At 75.0% G+C, this 14596-nt stretch carries 13 protein-coding genes; 5 read left to right on the top strand and 8 right to left on the bottom strand.

Annotated elements, in window-relative coordinates; all coding sequences use genetic code 11:
* Positions 1–17: 17 nt before the first annotated feature.
* Positions 18–2165: a 4-alpha-glucanotransferase gene (gene malQ, locus KDY119_RS06405; RefSeq protein ID WP_036951709.1), complete on the bottom strand. Its 2148-nt coding sequence runs from the start codon at positions 2163–2165 to the stop codon at positions 18–20.
* Positions 2166–2257: 92 nt separating this feature from the next.
* Here malQ and KDY119_RS06400 point away from each other — a divergent pair, with 92 nt between their 5' ends.
* A complete protein-coding gene (locus KDY119_RS06400; protein ID WP_051136669.1) occupies positions 2258–3172 on the top strand; it encodes a mechanosensitive ion channel family protein in 915 nt (304 codons plus the stop codon).
* A gap of 9 nt (positions 3173–3181) precedes the next feature.
* On the opposite strand, the gene KDY119_RS06395 is transcribed toward KDY119_RS06400, so the two are convergent.
* Together KDY119_RS06395 and KDY119_RS06390 are read right to left on the bottom strand one after the other, a co-directional pair.
* The gene (locus tag KDY119_RS06395; RefSeq protein ID WP_148284205.1) at positions 3182–3784 is read right to left on the bottom strand and encodes a hypothetical protein; all 603 of its coding nucleotides are present in this window, start codon (positions 3782–3784) and stop codon (positions 3182–3184) included.
* A gap of 22 nt (positions 3785–3806) precedes the next feature.
* Positions 3807–4328 carry a PTS sugar transporter subunit IIA gene (locus KDY119_RS06390; protein ID WP_051136670.1) on the bottom strand — a complete coding sequence of 174 codons (522 nt, stop codon included), beginning with the start codon at positions 4326–4328 and terminating at the stop codon, positions 3807–3809.
* Between the two features lie 102 nt (positions 4329–4430).
* Between KDY119_RS06390 and KDY119_RS06385 the strand changes: the two genes are divergently transcribed.
* Both KDY119_RS06385 and KDY119_RS06380 read left to right on the top strand, forming a co-directional pair.
* Entirely contained in the window at positions 4431–4829 is a 399-nt protein-coding gene (locus KDY119_RS06385) for a globin (protein ID WP_036951714.1), read from the top strand.
* A gap of 2 nt (positions 4830–4831) precedes the next feature.
* Complete coding sequence (locus KDY119_RS06380) at positions 4832–5770, top strand: acyl-CoA thioesterase (RefSeq protein ID WP_051136671.1); 939 nt, start codon at positions 4832–4834, stop codon at positions 5768–5770.
* A gap of 53 nt (positions 5771–5823) precedes the next feature.
* Here KDY119_RS06380 and KDY119_RS06375 read toward each other — a convergent pair whose 3' ends face one another.
* Complete coding sequence (locus tag KDY119_RS06375) at positions 5824–7260, bottom strand: RNA-guided endonuclease TnpB family protein (protein WP_153022084.1); 1437 nt, start codon at positions 7258–7260, stop codon at positions 5824–5826.
* Between the two features lie 284 nt (positions 7261–7544).
* On the opposite strand from KDY119_RS06375, the gene KDY119_RS06370 reads away from it, so the two are divergent.
* Positions 7545–8024, top strand: coding sequence for an IS5/IS1182 family transposase (locus KDY119_RS06370; protein WP_051136673.1), 480 nt, complete (start codon positions 7545–7547; stop codon positions 8022–8024).
* A 3-nt stretch (positions 8025–8027) separates the two neighbouring features.
* Positions 8028–9599: an SDR family oxidoreductase gene (locus tag KDY119_RS06365; RefSeq protein WP_153022083.1), complete on the top strand. Its 1572-nt coding sequence runs from the start codon at positions 8028–8030 to the stop codon at positions 9597–9599.
* A gap of 7 nt (positions 9600–9606) precedes the next feature.
* Here the strand turns inward: KDY119_RS06365 and KDY119_RS06360 are convergent, their stop codons facing one another.
* The 4 genes from KDY119_RS06360 to KDY119_RS06345 all read right to left on the bottom strand — a co-directional run bounded on the left by KDY119_RS06360 (position 9607) and on the right by KDY119_RS06345 (position 14576).
* Positions 9607–10440 (bottom strand): MOSC domain-containing protein, encoded by an 834-nt coding sequence (locus KDY119_RS06360; protein ID WP_227994549.1) that lies wholly within the window; start codon positions 10438–10440, stop codon positions 9607–9609.
* Positions 10437–10934, bottom strand: coding sequence for an acyl-CoA thioesterase (locus KDY119_RS06355; protein ID WP_036951717.1), 498 nt, complete (start codon positions 10932–10934; stop codon positions 10437–10439). The genes KDY119_RS06360 and KDY119_RS06355 overlap by 4 nt, the downstream gene beginning before the upstream one ends.
* 67 nt (positions 10935–11001) lie before the next feature.
* A complete protein-coding gene (locus KDY119_RS06350) occupies positions 11002–12642 on the bottom strand; it encodes a GTPase (RefSeq protein WP_227994548.1) in 1641 nt (546 codons plus the stop codon).
* Positions 12639–14576: a dynamin family protein gene (locus KDY119_RS06345; RefSeq protein ID WP_153022082.1), complete on the bottom strand. Its 1938-nt coding sequence runs from the start codon at positions 14574–14576 to the stop codon at positions 12639–12641. The genes KDY119_RS06350 and KDY119_RS06345 overlap by 4 nt, the downstream gene beginning before the upstream one ends.
* Between the last annotated feature and the right edge of the window lie 20 nt (positions 14577–14596).

Here is a 14596-nt window from a genome sequence, read left to right as displayed (position 1 = left end):
ACCGTCCGCCCGGAGGCTCAGTCCTCCGGGTGGACGGCCTCGTCGACGACCTGCAGCAGGGACTGCAGCCGAGCCGAGTCGAACAGGTCGTCGAGCAGGACGGGCCGGCCCGACGCGTCGCCGAGCGGAACCTTCCAGTTCGGGTACTCCTGGTCGGTGCCGGGCTGGTTCTGGGCGCGACGCTCCCCCGTCGCGTCGGCGAGCGAGACCCCGACGAGCGCCGCGGGGCTCTGCGCGACGTAACGGTGGAGCGCCTCGACGAGCTCGCGCTCGGACGGGTCGTCGCCGACGAGGCCACGGGCCTTCAGCGCCCGGACCATCGCCTCGCGCTCGCGCCTGGCGTCGCGACGGACCTCCTCGACGGGCTCGGTGAGCAGCCCCAGGCGGTCGCGCAGCTCGACGTGCTCGCCCGCGAGGTACCCGGCGGTCGGCGGCAGGTCGTGCGTCGTGACGCTCGCGAGGGTCGCGGCGCGGTAGTCCTCGGGTGCCCGGGGGGCGCCGTCGTCGGCCTTCTCGAACCACAGGACGGACGTCCCGAGCACGCCGCGGTCGGCGAGGTAGTCGCGGATCCAGGGCTCGACCGTGCCCAGGTCCTCCCCCACGACCAGCGCACCCGCGCGCTGTGCCTCGAGGCACAGGATCCCGACGAGCGCCTCGTGGTCGAACCGCACGTAGGTGCCCTGGTCGGGGGTCATGCCGTCCGGCACCCACCACATCCGGAACAGGCCGAGGATGTGGTCGACGCGCAGCCCGCCGGCGTGCCGCAGGACGCCGCGCAGCATGTCGCGATAGGGCGCGTAGCCGAGCCGCTCGAGCTCGAGCGGGTTCCACGGCGGCTGCGACCAGTTCTGCCCCTGCTGGTTGTACATGTCGGGTGGCGCACCGACGCCGACGCCCGAGGCGAGCGCCCCGCGCTGCGCCCACCGGTCGGCCCCGTGGGGGTGCACGCCGACGGCGAGGTCGTGCACGACGCCGATCCGCATCCCGCCGCTCGTCGCCTGCTCCTGCGCGTGGGCGAGCTGCTCGTCGGCGACCCACTGCAGCCAGCACCAGAAGTCGACCTGGTCGGCCAGCTCCCGGCGCAGCTCCGCCACGAGGGGGCTCGCGGGGTCCTGCGCCTCCTCGGGCCACTCGGCGCCGCCGAAGTGGTCGACGAGCGCGCACCACAGCGCGAAGTCCTCGAGCCCCTTGCCCTGCTCGGCGCGGAACTGCGCGAACACCGCGTCGCGCGCGGCCGAGCGCGGTTGGGCGAACACGACCTCGAGCGCCGAGCGCTTCGCGCTCCAGGCGGTGTCGCGGTCGATCGGTCCCGGGTCCTCGTCGAGGTCGCGGACGGTGTCGAACGACCACTCGACGAGCGACCGGTCCGCGGCCGACAGGTAGGCCGTCTCGCGCACGTCCTCGACGCGGACGTACAGCGGGTGCACGAAGCGCCGGGTCGTCGGCAGGTACGGCGACGGGGTGAGCGGCGCGCTCGGCTCGGCCGCGTGGAGCGGGTTCACGAGCACGAAGTCGGCACCCTCGCGGCGGGCAGCGAGCCACGCGAGGTCCGCGAGGTCGGCCAGGTCGCCGACCCCCCACGACTGGCTGGAGCGCACCGAGTAGAGCTGCGCCATGAGGCCCCAGGCCCGTCCGTCCGGGCCGAGGTCCGGCAGCTCGAGCCGGTCGGGCGTGACGACGAGCGTCGCGTGCGCGGTGCGCGTCCCGCTCGACGCGTGCAGCACGTGCCAGCCGAGCGGCGCGTCGGCCGGGACCTCGAAGGTCGCCTCTCCCACCAGCCGCCCGTCGACCGTGCGCGGCTCCACGACGTGGTCGACCTGGGCCGGGTCGAGGCGGCCGCCGTCCTCGAGCTCGAGCCACACCTCGACCGGTTCGCCGTGGTCCACGTGCACGGGGAAGGGCGTCGTGCGGCCCTGCCGGGCGACGACGGACGCCGGAAGCATGCGGCGCCACGGGTCGTCGTGGCGGTGCGCGAGGTGCACGCGCACGAGGTCGGGCGTCGTCGCGGGCACGCCGAGGGCGCCGAGCACCGCGCGCAGGGTCTCGTCGGGGACGACGACCCGCTCGCCGAAGAAGCTCCAGTACTCCGACGCGACGCCGTACGCCTCCGCGAGCTCGCGCAGAGGTGCCGCGCCGGCCGGGGCAGTGGTGGACGAGTCGCTCACACCCGCGATCCTGCCAGAACGGTCGGCGACCTGCCTCGACGTGGCCCGGCGCGCCCGGCAAGTGCTCATGCCCGCCCACTACCCTGGGGGCCATGCTCCACGCCGCCACCACGCCGACGCCGAGCCCGTCACCGAGCGAGCCGTCGATCATCCCGCCCGCCGAGCCGTCGCAGTGGTGGGACTGGTTCGTGGGCGTCCCGCTGCGGATCGCGGTCACGATCGTCGTGTCGATCCTGGTGCTGGTGCTGCTGCGCTGGCTCATCCACCGGACCATCGACCGGATCGCGCGCGGCTACCAGTCCGAGTCGCTGACCGGCGGGCTGCTCAAGGTCGATCCCGTGGTGGCCGAGCGCCGCGCCCAGCGGGCCCGGACCCTGGGCACGGTGCTGCGCTCGACGTCCTCGATCGTCGTCGGGACGCTGGCGGTGCTGCTCGTGCTCGGCGACCTCGGGGTGGACCTCGCCCCGTTCATCGCGTCCGCGGGGATCGTGGGCGTGGCGTTCGGCTTCGGCGCGCAGAGCCTGGTCAAGGACTTCCTGTCGGGCACGTTCATGCTGCTGGAGGACCAGTACGGCGTCGGCGACACCGTGGACTTCGCCGTGGTGCGCGGCACCGTCGAGGAGGTCGCGCTCCGGGTGACGAAGGTCCGTGACTCGGCCGGGACGCTGTGGTACCTGCGCAACGGCGACATCGCCCGCGTCGGGAACCAGACCCAGGAGTGGGCCAACGCCGTCGTGCCCGTGGTCGTCGCGGCGGACGCGGACCTCGGCGCGGCGCAGGCCGCGGTCCGGCGTGCCGTCGACTCGGTCCAGGCCGACGCCGTCCTCGGCGGGGCCTTCCTGGAGCCGCCGTCGATCGAGGTCGGCGACGCGATCACGGCCGACGGCGTCCAGCTCTCGGTCTCGGTGCGCACGCGCCCCGCGATGCAGTGGGACGTGCAGCGGGCCGTGCGCCTCGCCGTCCGCGACGAGCTCCACGACGCGGACGTCGCGCTGGTCTCGGCGTGATCGTGGCCGTCAGCCGGGGAGCTGGCCGCCGCAGTCCCAGTGGGTCGTGAGGACGACCGTCCGCCAGGACGCGTGGTCGTCGATCTTCGAGGCGTCGAAGGGGTCGTGCGACTCGACGAGCTTGGCCTTCACCGTGAGCTTCTGGCCGTCGCGGGAGCCCGAGAGCAGCTCGTCGGCCATGCTGGTCCGGTTGTAGAGCGTGTCGCCGACGGAGAGCGAGTTCGACTCCTGCTCGTCGCCCGCGTCCGCCCGGCCCGACGGCACCTCGGCGCCCACGGTGACGTCCTTGCCGTGCACCGTCGCGTGGCCCTGGGCGACGTAGTCGTCCTCGTTCGCCTCGATGCACAGGACGTCGGTGAGGTCACCGGAGAGCGCGACGTCGCCGGTCACCTCGAACGAGCCGGACCCACGTCCGCCGTCGGCGCCCCCGCCGGCGGCGTCGGCCGCGTCGGCACCGCCGTCCGCCCTCGTGGGCGTCGCCGACGAGGCGGGGGGCGCCCCGCCCTGGTCGGGCCCGGAGGTCGTCGAGCACCCGGTGAGCACCAGACCCGTCGCGAGCGCCAACCCGAGGGGCGCCGTCTGCTTCCACGTTCGTCGAATGAGCCGAGGCATGGCCGACATCGTGCCACGAAGGTCAGGCTGCTGTCGGCGGCGTCCACGCGAGCAGGGGGGTCCCCGCCGTGACCTGCCGTCCCGGCTCCACGAGGAGCTCGACGCTGCCGGGTTCGGCCTGGAGCGCGACGACCGGGCAGAGCACGCCCAAGCCACGTGCCTCGACGCCGTCGGGGTCCCAGCCGATCACGGGGTCGCCCTGGGCGACCTGCTCGCCTTCCGCCGCGTACAGCGCGAAACCCTCGCCCGCGAGCCGGACGGTGTCGATGCCGAGGTGCACCAGGACCGTCGTCCCGGGCGAGGGCTCGACCGCGAACGCGTGCGCGAACAGCGTGACCAGCCGCCCGGCGACAGGCGCGTGCGCGAGGGCGGGGCCGTGCGTGGGACGGTCCGGCTCGATCGCGACGCCGGGGCCGGCGATCCCGGCCGAGAACACGTGGTCCGGCACGTCCTCGATCGCGTGCACGACGCCGTCGAGCGGGGCCGACAGGACGAGCCGGGTCGCGGGGACGGCGGTGACGACGTCCTCGTGCGGCGACGTCATGCAGCCTCCCGTCTCGTGGTGAACCTCGCCCACCCTAGACCGCGCAGGCCGCGCGCGCCGGGGGAACGCAGAACGGCCCCCCGCTCCGGCGATACTAGGTCGGTGAGCGCTGCACCGACCACCCCCGGTTCCTTCTACGACGAGATCGGTGGGCACGCGACCTTCGTCCGGCTGGTCGACGTCTTCTACCAGGGCGTCGCGACCGACGAGGTGCTGCGCCCGATGTACCCCGAGGCGGACCTCGGGCCCGCACGGCATCGCCTGACGATGTTCCTCGAGCAGTACTGGGGCGGCCCGACGACGTACTCCGAGACCCGCGGTCACCCGCGTCTGCGCATGCGGCACGCCCCCTTCAAGGTCAACCCGGACGCGCGGGACCGCTGGCTCGCCCACATGCGCACGGCCGTGGACGCGCTGGAGCTGTCGCCGCTGCACGAGGCCACGCTGTGGGACTACCTCGAGCGCGCCGCCCACTCGCTCGTCAACACCTTCGAGGAGTAGCCGTGGCCGACACCGCCCGCGACCAGGGCGCCGCCCGGCTCGCCCACCTGCTGCACGTGCTCGACGTCACCGCGCACGGCACGGTCACGGAGGCCGGGTCGGGCGCGAACGTCGGCGACGACCTGTTCACCGGCGAGACCCTGCACCAGCCCAACGGCCGCGTCTACGGCGGCCAGGTGCTCGCCCAGGCCCTCACCGCGGCGTGGCGGACCGTCGGCGGGCCCGACGGCGAGCGCACAGGTGCCCGGCTCCCCCACTCGCTGCACGGCTACTTCCTGCGCGCCGGCGACCTCGACGTACCGGTCGACCTCACGGTCGAGCGGCTGCGCGACGGCCGCTCCTTCAGCGCGCGCCGCACCCACGCCATCCAGCACGGCCGGCCGATCCTGTCGATGATCGCGTCGTTCCAGGAGCAGCAGGACGGCATCGAGTTCCAGGCGCACGCGCCCCGGGACGTGCCGCCGCCCGAGGACGTCCCGGGGGCGCTCGAGACCCTCGGCCTCATCGACCATCCGCAGGCCCGGCACTGGTCGCACGACTCCGCCTTCGAGGTGCGGCACGTCGAGGGAGCACTCTTCCTCGGCCCTGCGGCCGAGCGCTCCGACCGCCAGCACGTGTGGGTCCGTTCGCGCGGCCAGGTCCCCGACGACCAGTTCCTGCACCGCGCCCTGCTCCTGTACGCGTGCGACCAGCTCATGCTCGAGCCCGTCCTGCGGGTCGCCGGGCACGCGTGGTCGAGCCCCGGCCTCTCGATGGCGAGCCTCGACCACGCCATGTGGTGGCACCGTGACGTGCGCGTCGACGACTGGCTCCTGTTCGAGCAGGAGGCGTCGAGCGCGCAGGGCGGGCGCGGGCTCGCGTCCGCGCGCGTGTTCACGCGGGACGGCGTGCTCGTGGCGTCGATGAGCCAGGAGGGCATGATCCGCCTCCCCGCTGCCTAAAGCCTGTCGAGCAACCTTGGTGGGGTGTTCGGCAGCGTCCTTCTCGGACGTCCCTATGCCGCGGTGGCGGTGAGGGTTCCCACGTCGTCCCGGCTGGTTTCGCCTGCGCGGGTGCGCGGGCCAGAGCCGTCCGGTCGGTGGGCGTTGGTGACCTGGCCTCGTGCTTCGGGGTCCAGGACCTGGGAGAAGTTCTTCTCGCCCCAGGTGGCGAGGTTGACCGCGGCGTTCAGGTCACGGTCGATCGTGAGCCCGCACGCATCGCAGACGAAGACACGGTCGGCGAGCGTGAGCTGGGCCGTCACGCTGCCGCAGGCGGAGCAGGTCTTCGACGACGGGAACCACCGGTCAGCACTCAGCACCTGCCCGCCACGCCATGCCTGCTTGTAGGTGATCTGGCGGGCGAGCTCACCCCACGCTGCGTCCGAGATTGCGGCAGCGAGGTGGTGGTTGGCGAGCATCCCGGCGATGTTGAGGTCTTCGAGGACGAGGCGGTCGTGGGTCTTGACCAACACGTTCGAGACCTGGTGCAGGAAGTGGTGACGGCGGGCACGGACCCGCTCGTGATGACGGGCCAGTCGCCGAACGGCCGCCCGACGGCTCTGTGAGCCCTTCACCTTGCGTGAGACCGACTTCTGCAGCCGGCGGGTCGTGGGCTGTGCGGTGCACAGCGCCTTGGGTGCCTCGGTGATGTGCACGCTGGGGGTGCCGTCGGCGAGAGCTGCGATCACGGGCGTGTGCAGGCCACGGTCCACCCCGGCCCAACCGCCGCCGTCGGTGCCCTCACGCACGCGATGGCGGGCGGCGGGGTGGAGCTCGGCGGCTTCGACGTTCAAACTGATGCGCCACCGGCCCCCGCGCCGCGAGACTGTCGCGAACAGGATCCGTGCTCGGCCCGTGGCGAGCATCCGACGCAGCCGGCGAGTGTCGTCGTGGACCTTGACCGGACCGATCCCGGGCAGGGTCACCGACCGCCGCCCGTTCTCCCCGAGACGGATCATGGCCCGTTCACCGGTCTTCGTCTTGGAAGTCTTGTTCCGGATCCGGAACGAACCCCGTTCGTGGTTCTTCTTCTTGAACCTGGGGTGCCCGACCTGCCTCCCCGTGCGCTTGCCCCGCCGGAAGTCGGTCCACGCCTTCAACGCTTTGCCGAGATCGACAACGGCTTCCTCGAAGACCTGCGCGGACACCTCCGAGCGCCAGGCCAGGCCCGTGACCTCCAACTCGGCGACACCCGAGCCGTCGACGACGAAGCGGCGGCCGGCGTTCTCGGTCTTCTTCCACGCGTTGAACGCGTTGATCAGGTCGAACCCCGTCCACGGGATCTTCACCGCACCGTCGTCGGTGCCCCCCTTGGACGCGTCGCGGGCGTTCAGGTGCAGCCGCAGGCCCTGGTTGAACGCGAACCGGGCCGCGCCCTCGTGCCGGGCGAGCGCACGTGCCTGTTCCGCGGACGGGTCCGCGGTGAACTGGAACGTGGTGTGCCTCGACACGCCACGGACGCTATCGGCGGCCACCGACACGCACGCGGACGTCAGTGCTGGTCACGCCGGTCGAGCCCGTGTGAACACTCCATCCGACGCCCGTACCCGTCCGACCAGACCGATACCGCCTGGGCACATCCGTCATCTGGTCATCCTCGGCCCACACCCGCGGCGGCCGACCATGCTGCGAACACCGCTGGCGCGAGTACGTCGACGCGCTGGCCGCAGTACGTCTCGTCGAAGACGATCCCGGCGACCGCGCTACACCACTCTGCGGGACTCAACTCACACCTGTGGCCGGTGAGCGCGGGTTCGACGGCGCGAAGAAGGTCGACGGCCTCAAACGCCACATCCTCGTCGATGCCGGCGGGCGGCTCCTGGCCATGCACGCGAGCGCCGCGAAAGTCCAGGACCGGGCCGTGTTTGCAGACCTCCTCGGCGAGAACCCGTGCACGACTGTGGCGCACGTGTGGGCCGACAGGGGCTACACAGGCCAGGGGCCCGCCGCGGCCGCAGCAGCCGTAGGGATCAAGCTGGAGATCGTCTGCGGCCCCAAACTCGCTGGCACCTTCGTCGTCCAAGCACGGCGGTGGGCCGTCGAACGCACCACCGGGTGGATCAACCGGCACCGCCGCCTCGTGCGCCAGCACGAAGCCACCCTGACCGCCCACGAGGCCTTCATCCTGCTCTCCCAGACCAGGCTCCTACTACCCCGCCTCGACCCCCAGGTAGTTGTTCGACAGGCGCTAGCCGTGGTGCCCGGGCCAGACTGAGGGATGCCCTCGACGTCCCCGACCTCAGCCGACCGCACGTCGATGCCCCGGCTCGCCGCCGTGACCGGGGTCACGGGCTACGTGGGCGGCCGGCTCGTCCCCGAGCTCCTCGCCGCCGGCTTCCGCGTCCGCGCGCTCGCGCGCGACCCGGCACGCCTGGCGGGGCGCGAGTGGGCGGACGACGTCGAGCTCGTCCGGTGCGACGTGGGGGACGCCGACGAGCTGAGCACCGCGCTCGACGGCGTCGACGTGGCCTACTACCTGGTCCACTCCCTCGGCTCCGGGCGCGACTTCGAGGCGCGGGACCGGCACCTCGCGCGCACGTTCGGACGGGCCGCCCGCGAGGCCGGGGTCGGGCGCCTGGTCTACCTGGGCGGGCTCGCGCCGTCGGGCGTGGAGCTGTCGCGGCACCTGGCGAGCCGGCGCGAGGTCGGCGAGATCCTGCTCGCCTCCGGGGTCCCGACGACGGTGCTCCAGGCCGCGGTGGTCCTGGGCTCGGGCTCGGCCTCGTTCGAGATGGTGCGCTATCTCACGGAACGGCTGCCCGTCATGACGACGCCGCGCTGGGTGTCGAACCGGATCCAGCCGATCGCGGTCCGCGACGTGCTGCGCTACCTCGTCGGCAGCGCGGACATGCCCGCGCACGTCTCGCGCACGTTCGACGTCGGTGGCCCCGACGTCCTGACGTACGGCGAGCTGATGCAGACGTACGCCCGGGTCGCCGGGCTCCCGCGCCGGGTCATCGTCCCGGTCCCCGTCCTCACCCCGCGCCTGTCCAGCCTCTGGGTCGGGCTCGTGACACCCGTCCCCGCCGGGATCGCGAAGCCGCTCGTCGAGTCCCTCGAGCACGAGACGGTGTGCCGCGAGCACGACGTCCGCGCCCTCGTGCCCGACCCGCCCGAGGGGCTCGTCGGCGTGGAGCGGGCGATCGGGCTGGCGCTGGAGCGCATCCACGACGGCGAGGTCACCACCCGGTGGTCGTCGGCGGCCCTCCCGGGCGCGCCGAGCGACCCGCTGCCGACCGACCCCGACTGGTCGGGCGGGTCGTTCTACGTCGACGAGCGCCGGACGGTCGTGGACGCCCCCGCCGACGTGCTGTGGGAGGTCGTCGAGGAGATCGGTGGCCACCGGGGCTGGTACTCGTGGTCGCTCGCGTGGCAGGTCCGTGGCCTCATGGACAGGCTCGCCGGCGGACCGGGGCTGCGCCGGGGCCGCCGCGACGAGCGGCACCTGCGCGTGGACGACGCGCTGGACTTCTGGCGGGTGGAGGCGATCGAGCCCGGCAGGCGGCTGCTGCTGCGCGCGGAGATGCGCCTCCCCGGCCTCGCGTGGCTCGAGCTGCGGGTGGACACCGCCGCCGAGGAGCTCGCGGAGCACACGCCCGACGTCGCCGGCCCGGGACCCGAGGAGGCCGCGGGGCCGGGTCGCACCTACTTCGCCCAGCGCGCGCTCTTCTCGCCGCACGGCCTGCTCGGCCAGCTCTACTGGTGGTCGGTCAAGCCGTTCCACGGCGTCGTGTTCGGCGGCATGCAGCGCAACGTCGCCGCCGAGGCGGCCCGGAGGGCGCACCGCTGAGCGCGCGTCAGTCGACGAGCGCGACCTCGTCGCCCACGCGCACGGTGCCGGGGCCGTCCGGGATGGCGTTGACGGCGAACAGCAGCTGCCTGTCGACGTTGCGGTGCCGAGCCAGGGTGCGCAGCGGCTCGCGACGTCGTTCGCCCGACTCCTGGTCGGTCGTCGTCATGACGCAGCGCGCGCACGGGTTGGCGACCCGGAGCACGACGTCGCCGACGCGAAGCCGACGCCCGGTCCAGGCGTCCTCCGCCCAGGCGGGCGCCCCCTCGAGCACGAGGTTCGGGCGAAAGCGCGTCATCGGGACGACCTCGTCGGGCGACGACTCCGCCGCGATCCAGCCGTTGAGCGCGTCCAGCGACGACGCGCTCGCGACGAGCAGCGGGTAGCCGTCCGCGGCGCTGACGACGTCGCCGGGCCTGGACCACCCCGGCTCGACCGGACGGCGCGTCGGGTCGTCCATCCAGACGAGCCGCAGGTCCCGACCCGCGACCTTCGAGAACCAGGCGTCCGCCTCGGGGCCGCAGGCTGTGGCCTGGAAGCGGTTGCCCCACACGTCCGCCTCGACCGACGGACCGGGCACGGCCTCGACGTCGAGGTCGTCGAGGCCGGGTGCGGAGAGCTGGACGCCCGCCTCGGTCAGCCGCGGACGCACCGTCGCCAGGGCGCGCACCTCGCGCTGGCTCACGAGCTTGCCGTCCGCGTCGACCGGCAGCCAGCGCCGGTCCCCCGCCAGCCCCCACGGCTCGACGACCGCCTCGTCCAGGTCGATCCGGTGGCAGCCCTTGAGGGGGTACACGTGCAGCGACGCGACCCGCATCGTGGGCCCCGCCGCGCCGCTCACCCGCGCCGCCGGAAGGCGATCGGCTCCTCGACGAAGGGTTCCCACGCGGCGCGCTCGTCGGGCGAGATGCGACGCGGACGTCCGCTCGCGGCGTCCACCACGACGATCGTCGTGGCGGCCCGTGCGTACGGCTCGCCGCCCGCGGTCGGGCCGACGCGCTCGAACCGGGCCGCGCCGTCGTGCACCTCGTAGCAGACCTCGAGGCTCGCGCCACCGATCTTCCCGATCCACATCTCCACCCGGACGGGTGTGCGCGTGAACGCGAGGGGGTGCAGGTACTCGATCTCCTGGCGCGCGACGAACGTGTGCGACGTCGCGCCGGGCCCGTTCTCGATCACGGCGGTCGGCCACGCGTCCTCGCCGGCGCCGGGGTGCTGCCAGAACGCGGTGATGCGAGCGTCCTCGAGGAGGCGGAACATCTCGACGTTGTTGACGTGCTGGTAGGCGTCCAGGTCGGACCAGCGCAGCGAGACGGGCACGTGCAGTCGGGTCATGGTTCCCGAACCTACCGCCACGCGTCGGGCCGTCCGACGCATCCGGCCCCGCGCCCGGGTGTGATCCTCACGACGCGGCGATCGCCGCGGACGCGCGGCACGTCGACAGGGCCGCGAGCTCCTCCCCGACCGGGAGCCGCACCCGCTCGTCCGCGACGGTCGCGACCGCGTCCCGCAGCCGGGACCGGGCGGCCCGCGCCCGACGCCGCGCCCCGAGCCCGGCGAGGGCGCGCGCCACGAGCGCGAGCAGCAGGCCGGCGACGACGCCCACGACCAGCAGGCCCGTCGGCACGGGGATCCCGTGCCAGGTGGGGGTCCCGCCGCGCGGGAGCTGCAGGTAGCCGAGCACCGCGAGGACGCCCAGCCAGAGCAGCCCGACCGCGGCGACCCCGAGCAGCACCCACTGGACGACGTCGACGGCGCGCCACCACCGCGGCGGGCGGGCCGCGGACAGCCGCGTCGCGACGACGGCACGGTCGAGCGTGTCGGGCAGGCCGGCGACGGCGTCCGCGGCGCGCTGGTCCACGGCCCGCGCCCACGCCTCGGGCGCGCCATGCGTGACGGTGCGCACGTAGCCCCGGACGGCGACCCGTGCCTGCGCGGCGACCGCCGGTGACTGCGACGGGAGGGACGAGCGCACGAGGTCGGGGTCGCGGTCAGGTCCGCCCGCGTGGTCCAGGCGCAGCCTGCGCAGCGGGTCGGGGCGCAGGCGACCGAGCCAGCGCGTCACGGGCCAGCCCGTGGCCGCCCGCGCGCGCTTGAGCGCCGACGCGCGGACCGCGTCGACGACCGTGTCGACCCCGGCCGCCGCCTCGAGCGCGCGGTACAGCTCGGCCTGGGCGGCGCTCGACGCGCGGTCCGGCAGGTCGTCCCCGCACGCAGCGAGGACGTCGCGGGCGACCGCGCGGACGTCGGCCGTGCGCCGCGCGGTGGCCGCCTCGCGGCGCCGCACCGCGTCGGCCAGCAGTGCCCGCAGCTCGGCGAGACCCGCGCCCGTGCGGGCCGAGACGCCGAGCACCGGGACGTCGCCCAGCCCGTCCTCGCGCGCGAGCCGCCGGACGTCCGCGAGGCAGGCGGCGGCGTCGGCGGGCGTCAGCCGGTCGACCTGGTTGAGGACGAGGACCATGACGTCCGCGTGCCCCGCGAGCGGCCGCAGGTACCGCTCGTGCAGCGCCGCGTCGGCGTACTTCTGCGGGTCGAGCACCCAGACGAGCAGGTCCGCGCGCTCGACGAGGCGCTCGGCGCGCTCCCGGTGCTCGACGACGACCGAGTCGTGGTCCGGGAGGTCCAGGAGCACGAGTCCCTCGGGGGCGTCGGGCAGCGCGGGCGTCTCGGCCGGCGCGTCACCGCGGCCGTCCCCCTCGTGCCGCTCCCGGATGCCGAGCCAGTCGAGCAGCGGGCCCGCTCCGTCCCCCCGCACCCACGCGGCGGCGTCGGACGTCGTCGGGCGCCGCACCCCGACGTCCTGCACGGCGCCTCCCGCGAGCGCGTTGAACAGCGACGACTTGCCGGCGCCCGTCCCGCCCGCGAGCGCGACCACGGTGTGCTCGCTCGACAGCGCGGCACGCGCCCGGCTGCCGCCGAGCACCGCGTCGACCCGTGCGAGGAGGTCCGGGTCCAGACGCCCGGCGCCGGCCTGGCGCGCGGCCTCGAGCGCGCTCGCACGCTGCGGCAGGCCCAGCGTCGCCCCGCGGCGGCGCGGGCTCACGTGCGGCCGCCCCGCAGGACGCGGCGCCAGAACCCGCCCCGGCCCCGCTCGGGTTCGGTCTCGTGCGTGTCGCCGGCGGCGGTCCGCCCGGCCGGGCCCTCGTCGGCGAGGTCGGCACCCCGCAGCCCCGGTCCGGGACCCGTCGTCGCCCGCTCCGCCGCGGGCGCGACCTCCGCCTCGCGCGCCGTGCGCTCGTCCCGGGCGGCGCGCTCGACGCCGTCCGCGGCCACGAGCAGACCCGGACCGGCGTCGTCGGCGGCGCCCAGGGCGTCGAGGACCGCGAGGTAGCGGTCCGCCTCGGTCGCGAGGACCGCGCGGACGCGGGCCTCGAGCGCGTCCCGCGCGGCGCGGGTGAGCTGGCGGACGGCCTCGTCGCCGAACACGGCCGACAGCACCGCCTGGGAGGCGGCTGCGGTGCCCCCCGCGATGCCCAGCTCGGCGCCCGTGAGACCGGCGGTCGACGCGAAGACCAGGACCATGAGGACCACGCCCACGCCGTTGATGCCGAGCGACAGGGCCCGCGCGGTCCCCCGCTTCGCGGCGCCCCGGTCGCGAACGAGCGCGAGCACGTCCTCCTGCCACGCCCGCACCTCGGCCGCGGTCCGCTCGCGCAGCGCGACGTGCGCGGTCGGCGGGACGGTGCCGTCGGGCCCGGTGACGAGCGGGCGCCCCGCGGACGTCCCGCGCCAGGCCGCCGCGGCGCGCTGGTCCGCGGTCTCCGCGGCATCGAGCACGAGGCCCTCGAGGCTCGAGCCGATCGCCCGCTCGAGCCGAGGGACCGCCTCCGACCTGCCCCGGAAGAACGCCGCCACCCGGTCCCGGGCCCGGCCGACCGCGCGCTGGAAGCCGGCGAACAGCTCGTTTCCCCCGACGAGCTCTTGCCAGCGGCCCAGCACCTCGCCACGCAGCAGGGTGCCGTCCGCGGTCGCCTCGACGATCTCCCGCGCGGCGGCCTCGTAGGCGTCGTCGACGGCGCGGCGCAGCTCCCCGTCAGCGGCGGTCTGCCCGGTCGCGGCCCGGGCCAGCCCACGCAGCCGTCGGACGAGGTCGTCGACGACACCGTCGCAGGTCGCGTCGACCACGCCGCGGCGCGCCCCCTCGTCCGCGGCGAGGCGCGTGAGCCAGCGGGCCAGGGGGGCGACGACCCGTTCGGGCAGCAGGCCGTCCTCCCCGGGCGCCGTCTCGGGCACCAGGAAGATCCGCGCGTCGCCCAGCCCCTCGGCCTCGGCGAGGCGGGCGAGGTCCGCCTCGACGGCCTCGGCGCCGGGATCGACGCGGTCCAGCACGAGCGCGACCTGCGCCCGACGGCGTCCCGCGGCCGCGAGCAGGTCCCACGGCACCGCGTCGGCGTACCGGGCGGCGGTGGTGACGAAGACCCACAGGTCGGCCGCCGCGAGGAGCTGGTGGGCCAGCTCGCGGTTCTCGGTCGCGACCGAGTCGACGTCGGGCGCGTCGACGAGCGCGAGGCCGCGGGGCACGCGGTCGCTCGCGACGAGCCGCAGCGCGCGCGCTCCCAGGTCCGACGGGGGCGTGGCCGCGCTGCCGGGCCGGTCCGACCGCACCCGCGCCAGCCCCGGCAGCACCCGGTCGGACGTGAACCACGCGGCGTCGAGGGGATGGTGGACGAGCACGGGGGCGCGCGTGGTCGGGCGCAGGACGCCTGGCGCGCTCACGACCTGCCCCACGAGCGCGTTGACGAGCGTCGACTTGCCCGCACCCGTCGACCCGCCGACGACCGCGAGGAGCGGTGCGTCGCGCGACCGGAGCCGCGGCAGCAGGTAGTCGTCGAGCTGGCCGAGCAGCTCGGCCCGGGTGCTCCGGGCGTCCGCCGCGTCGTCGGTGGCGAGCGGGAACGACGACGCGTCGAGCGCCCCGCGCGCGGCCGTGACGGCCGCCGCGAGACGTGCGTCCGCGCCCGCGTCGTCGCTGCTCATGCGGCCAGTCTGCCCGAGGG

The organism is Luteimicrobium xylanilyticum (genome assembly GCF_009429125.1).
Taxonomy (GTDB): domain Bacteria; phylum Actinomycetota; class Actinomycetes; order Actinomycetales; family Cellulomonadaceae; genus Luteimicrobium; species Luteimicrobium xylanilyticum.
Note: the sequence above shows the minus strand (reverse complement) of the source record. Positions and strands in the feature narration are given on the sequence as shown.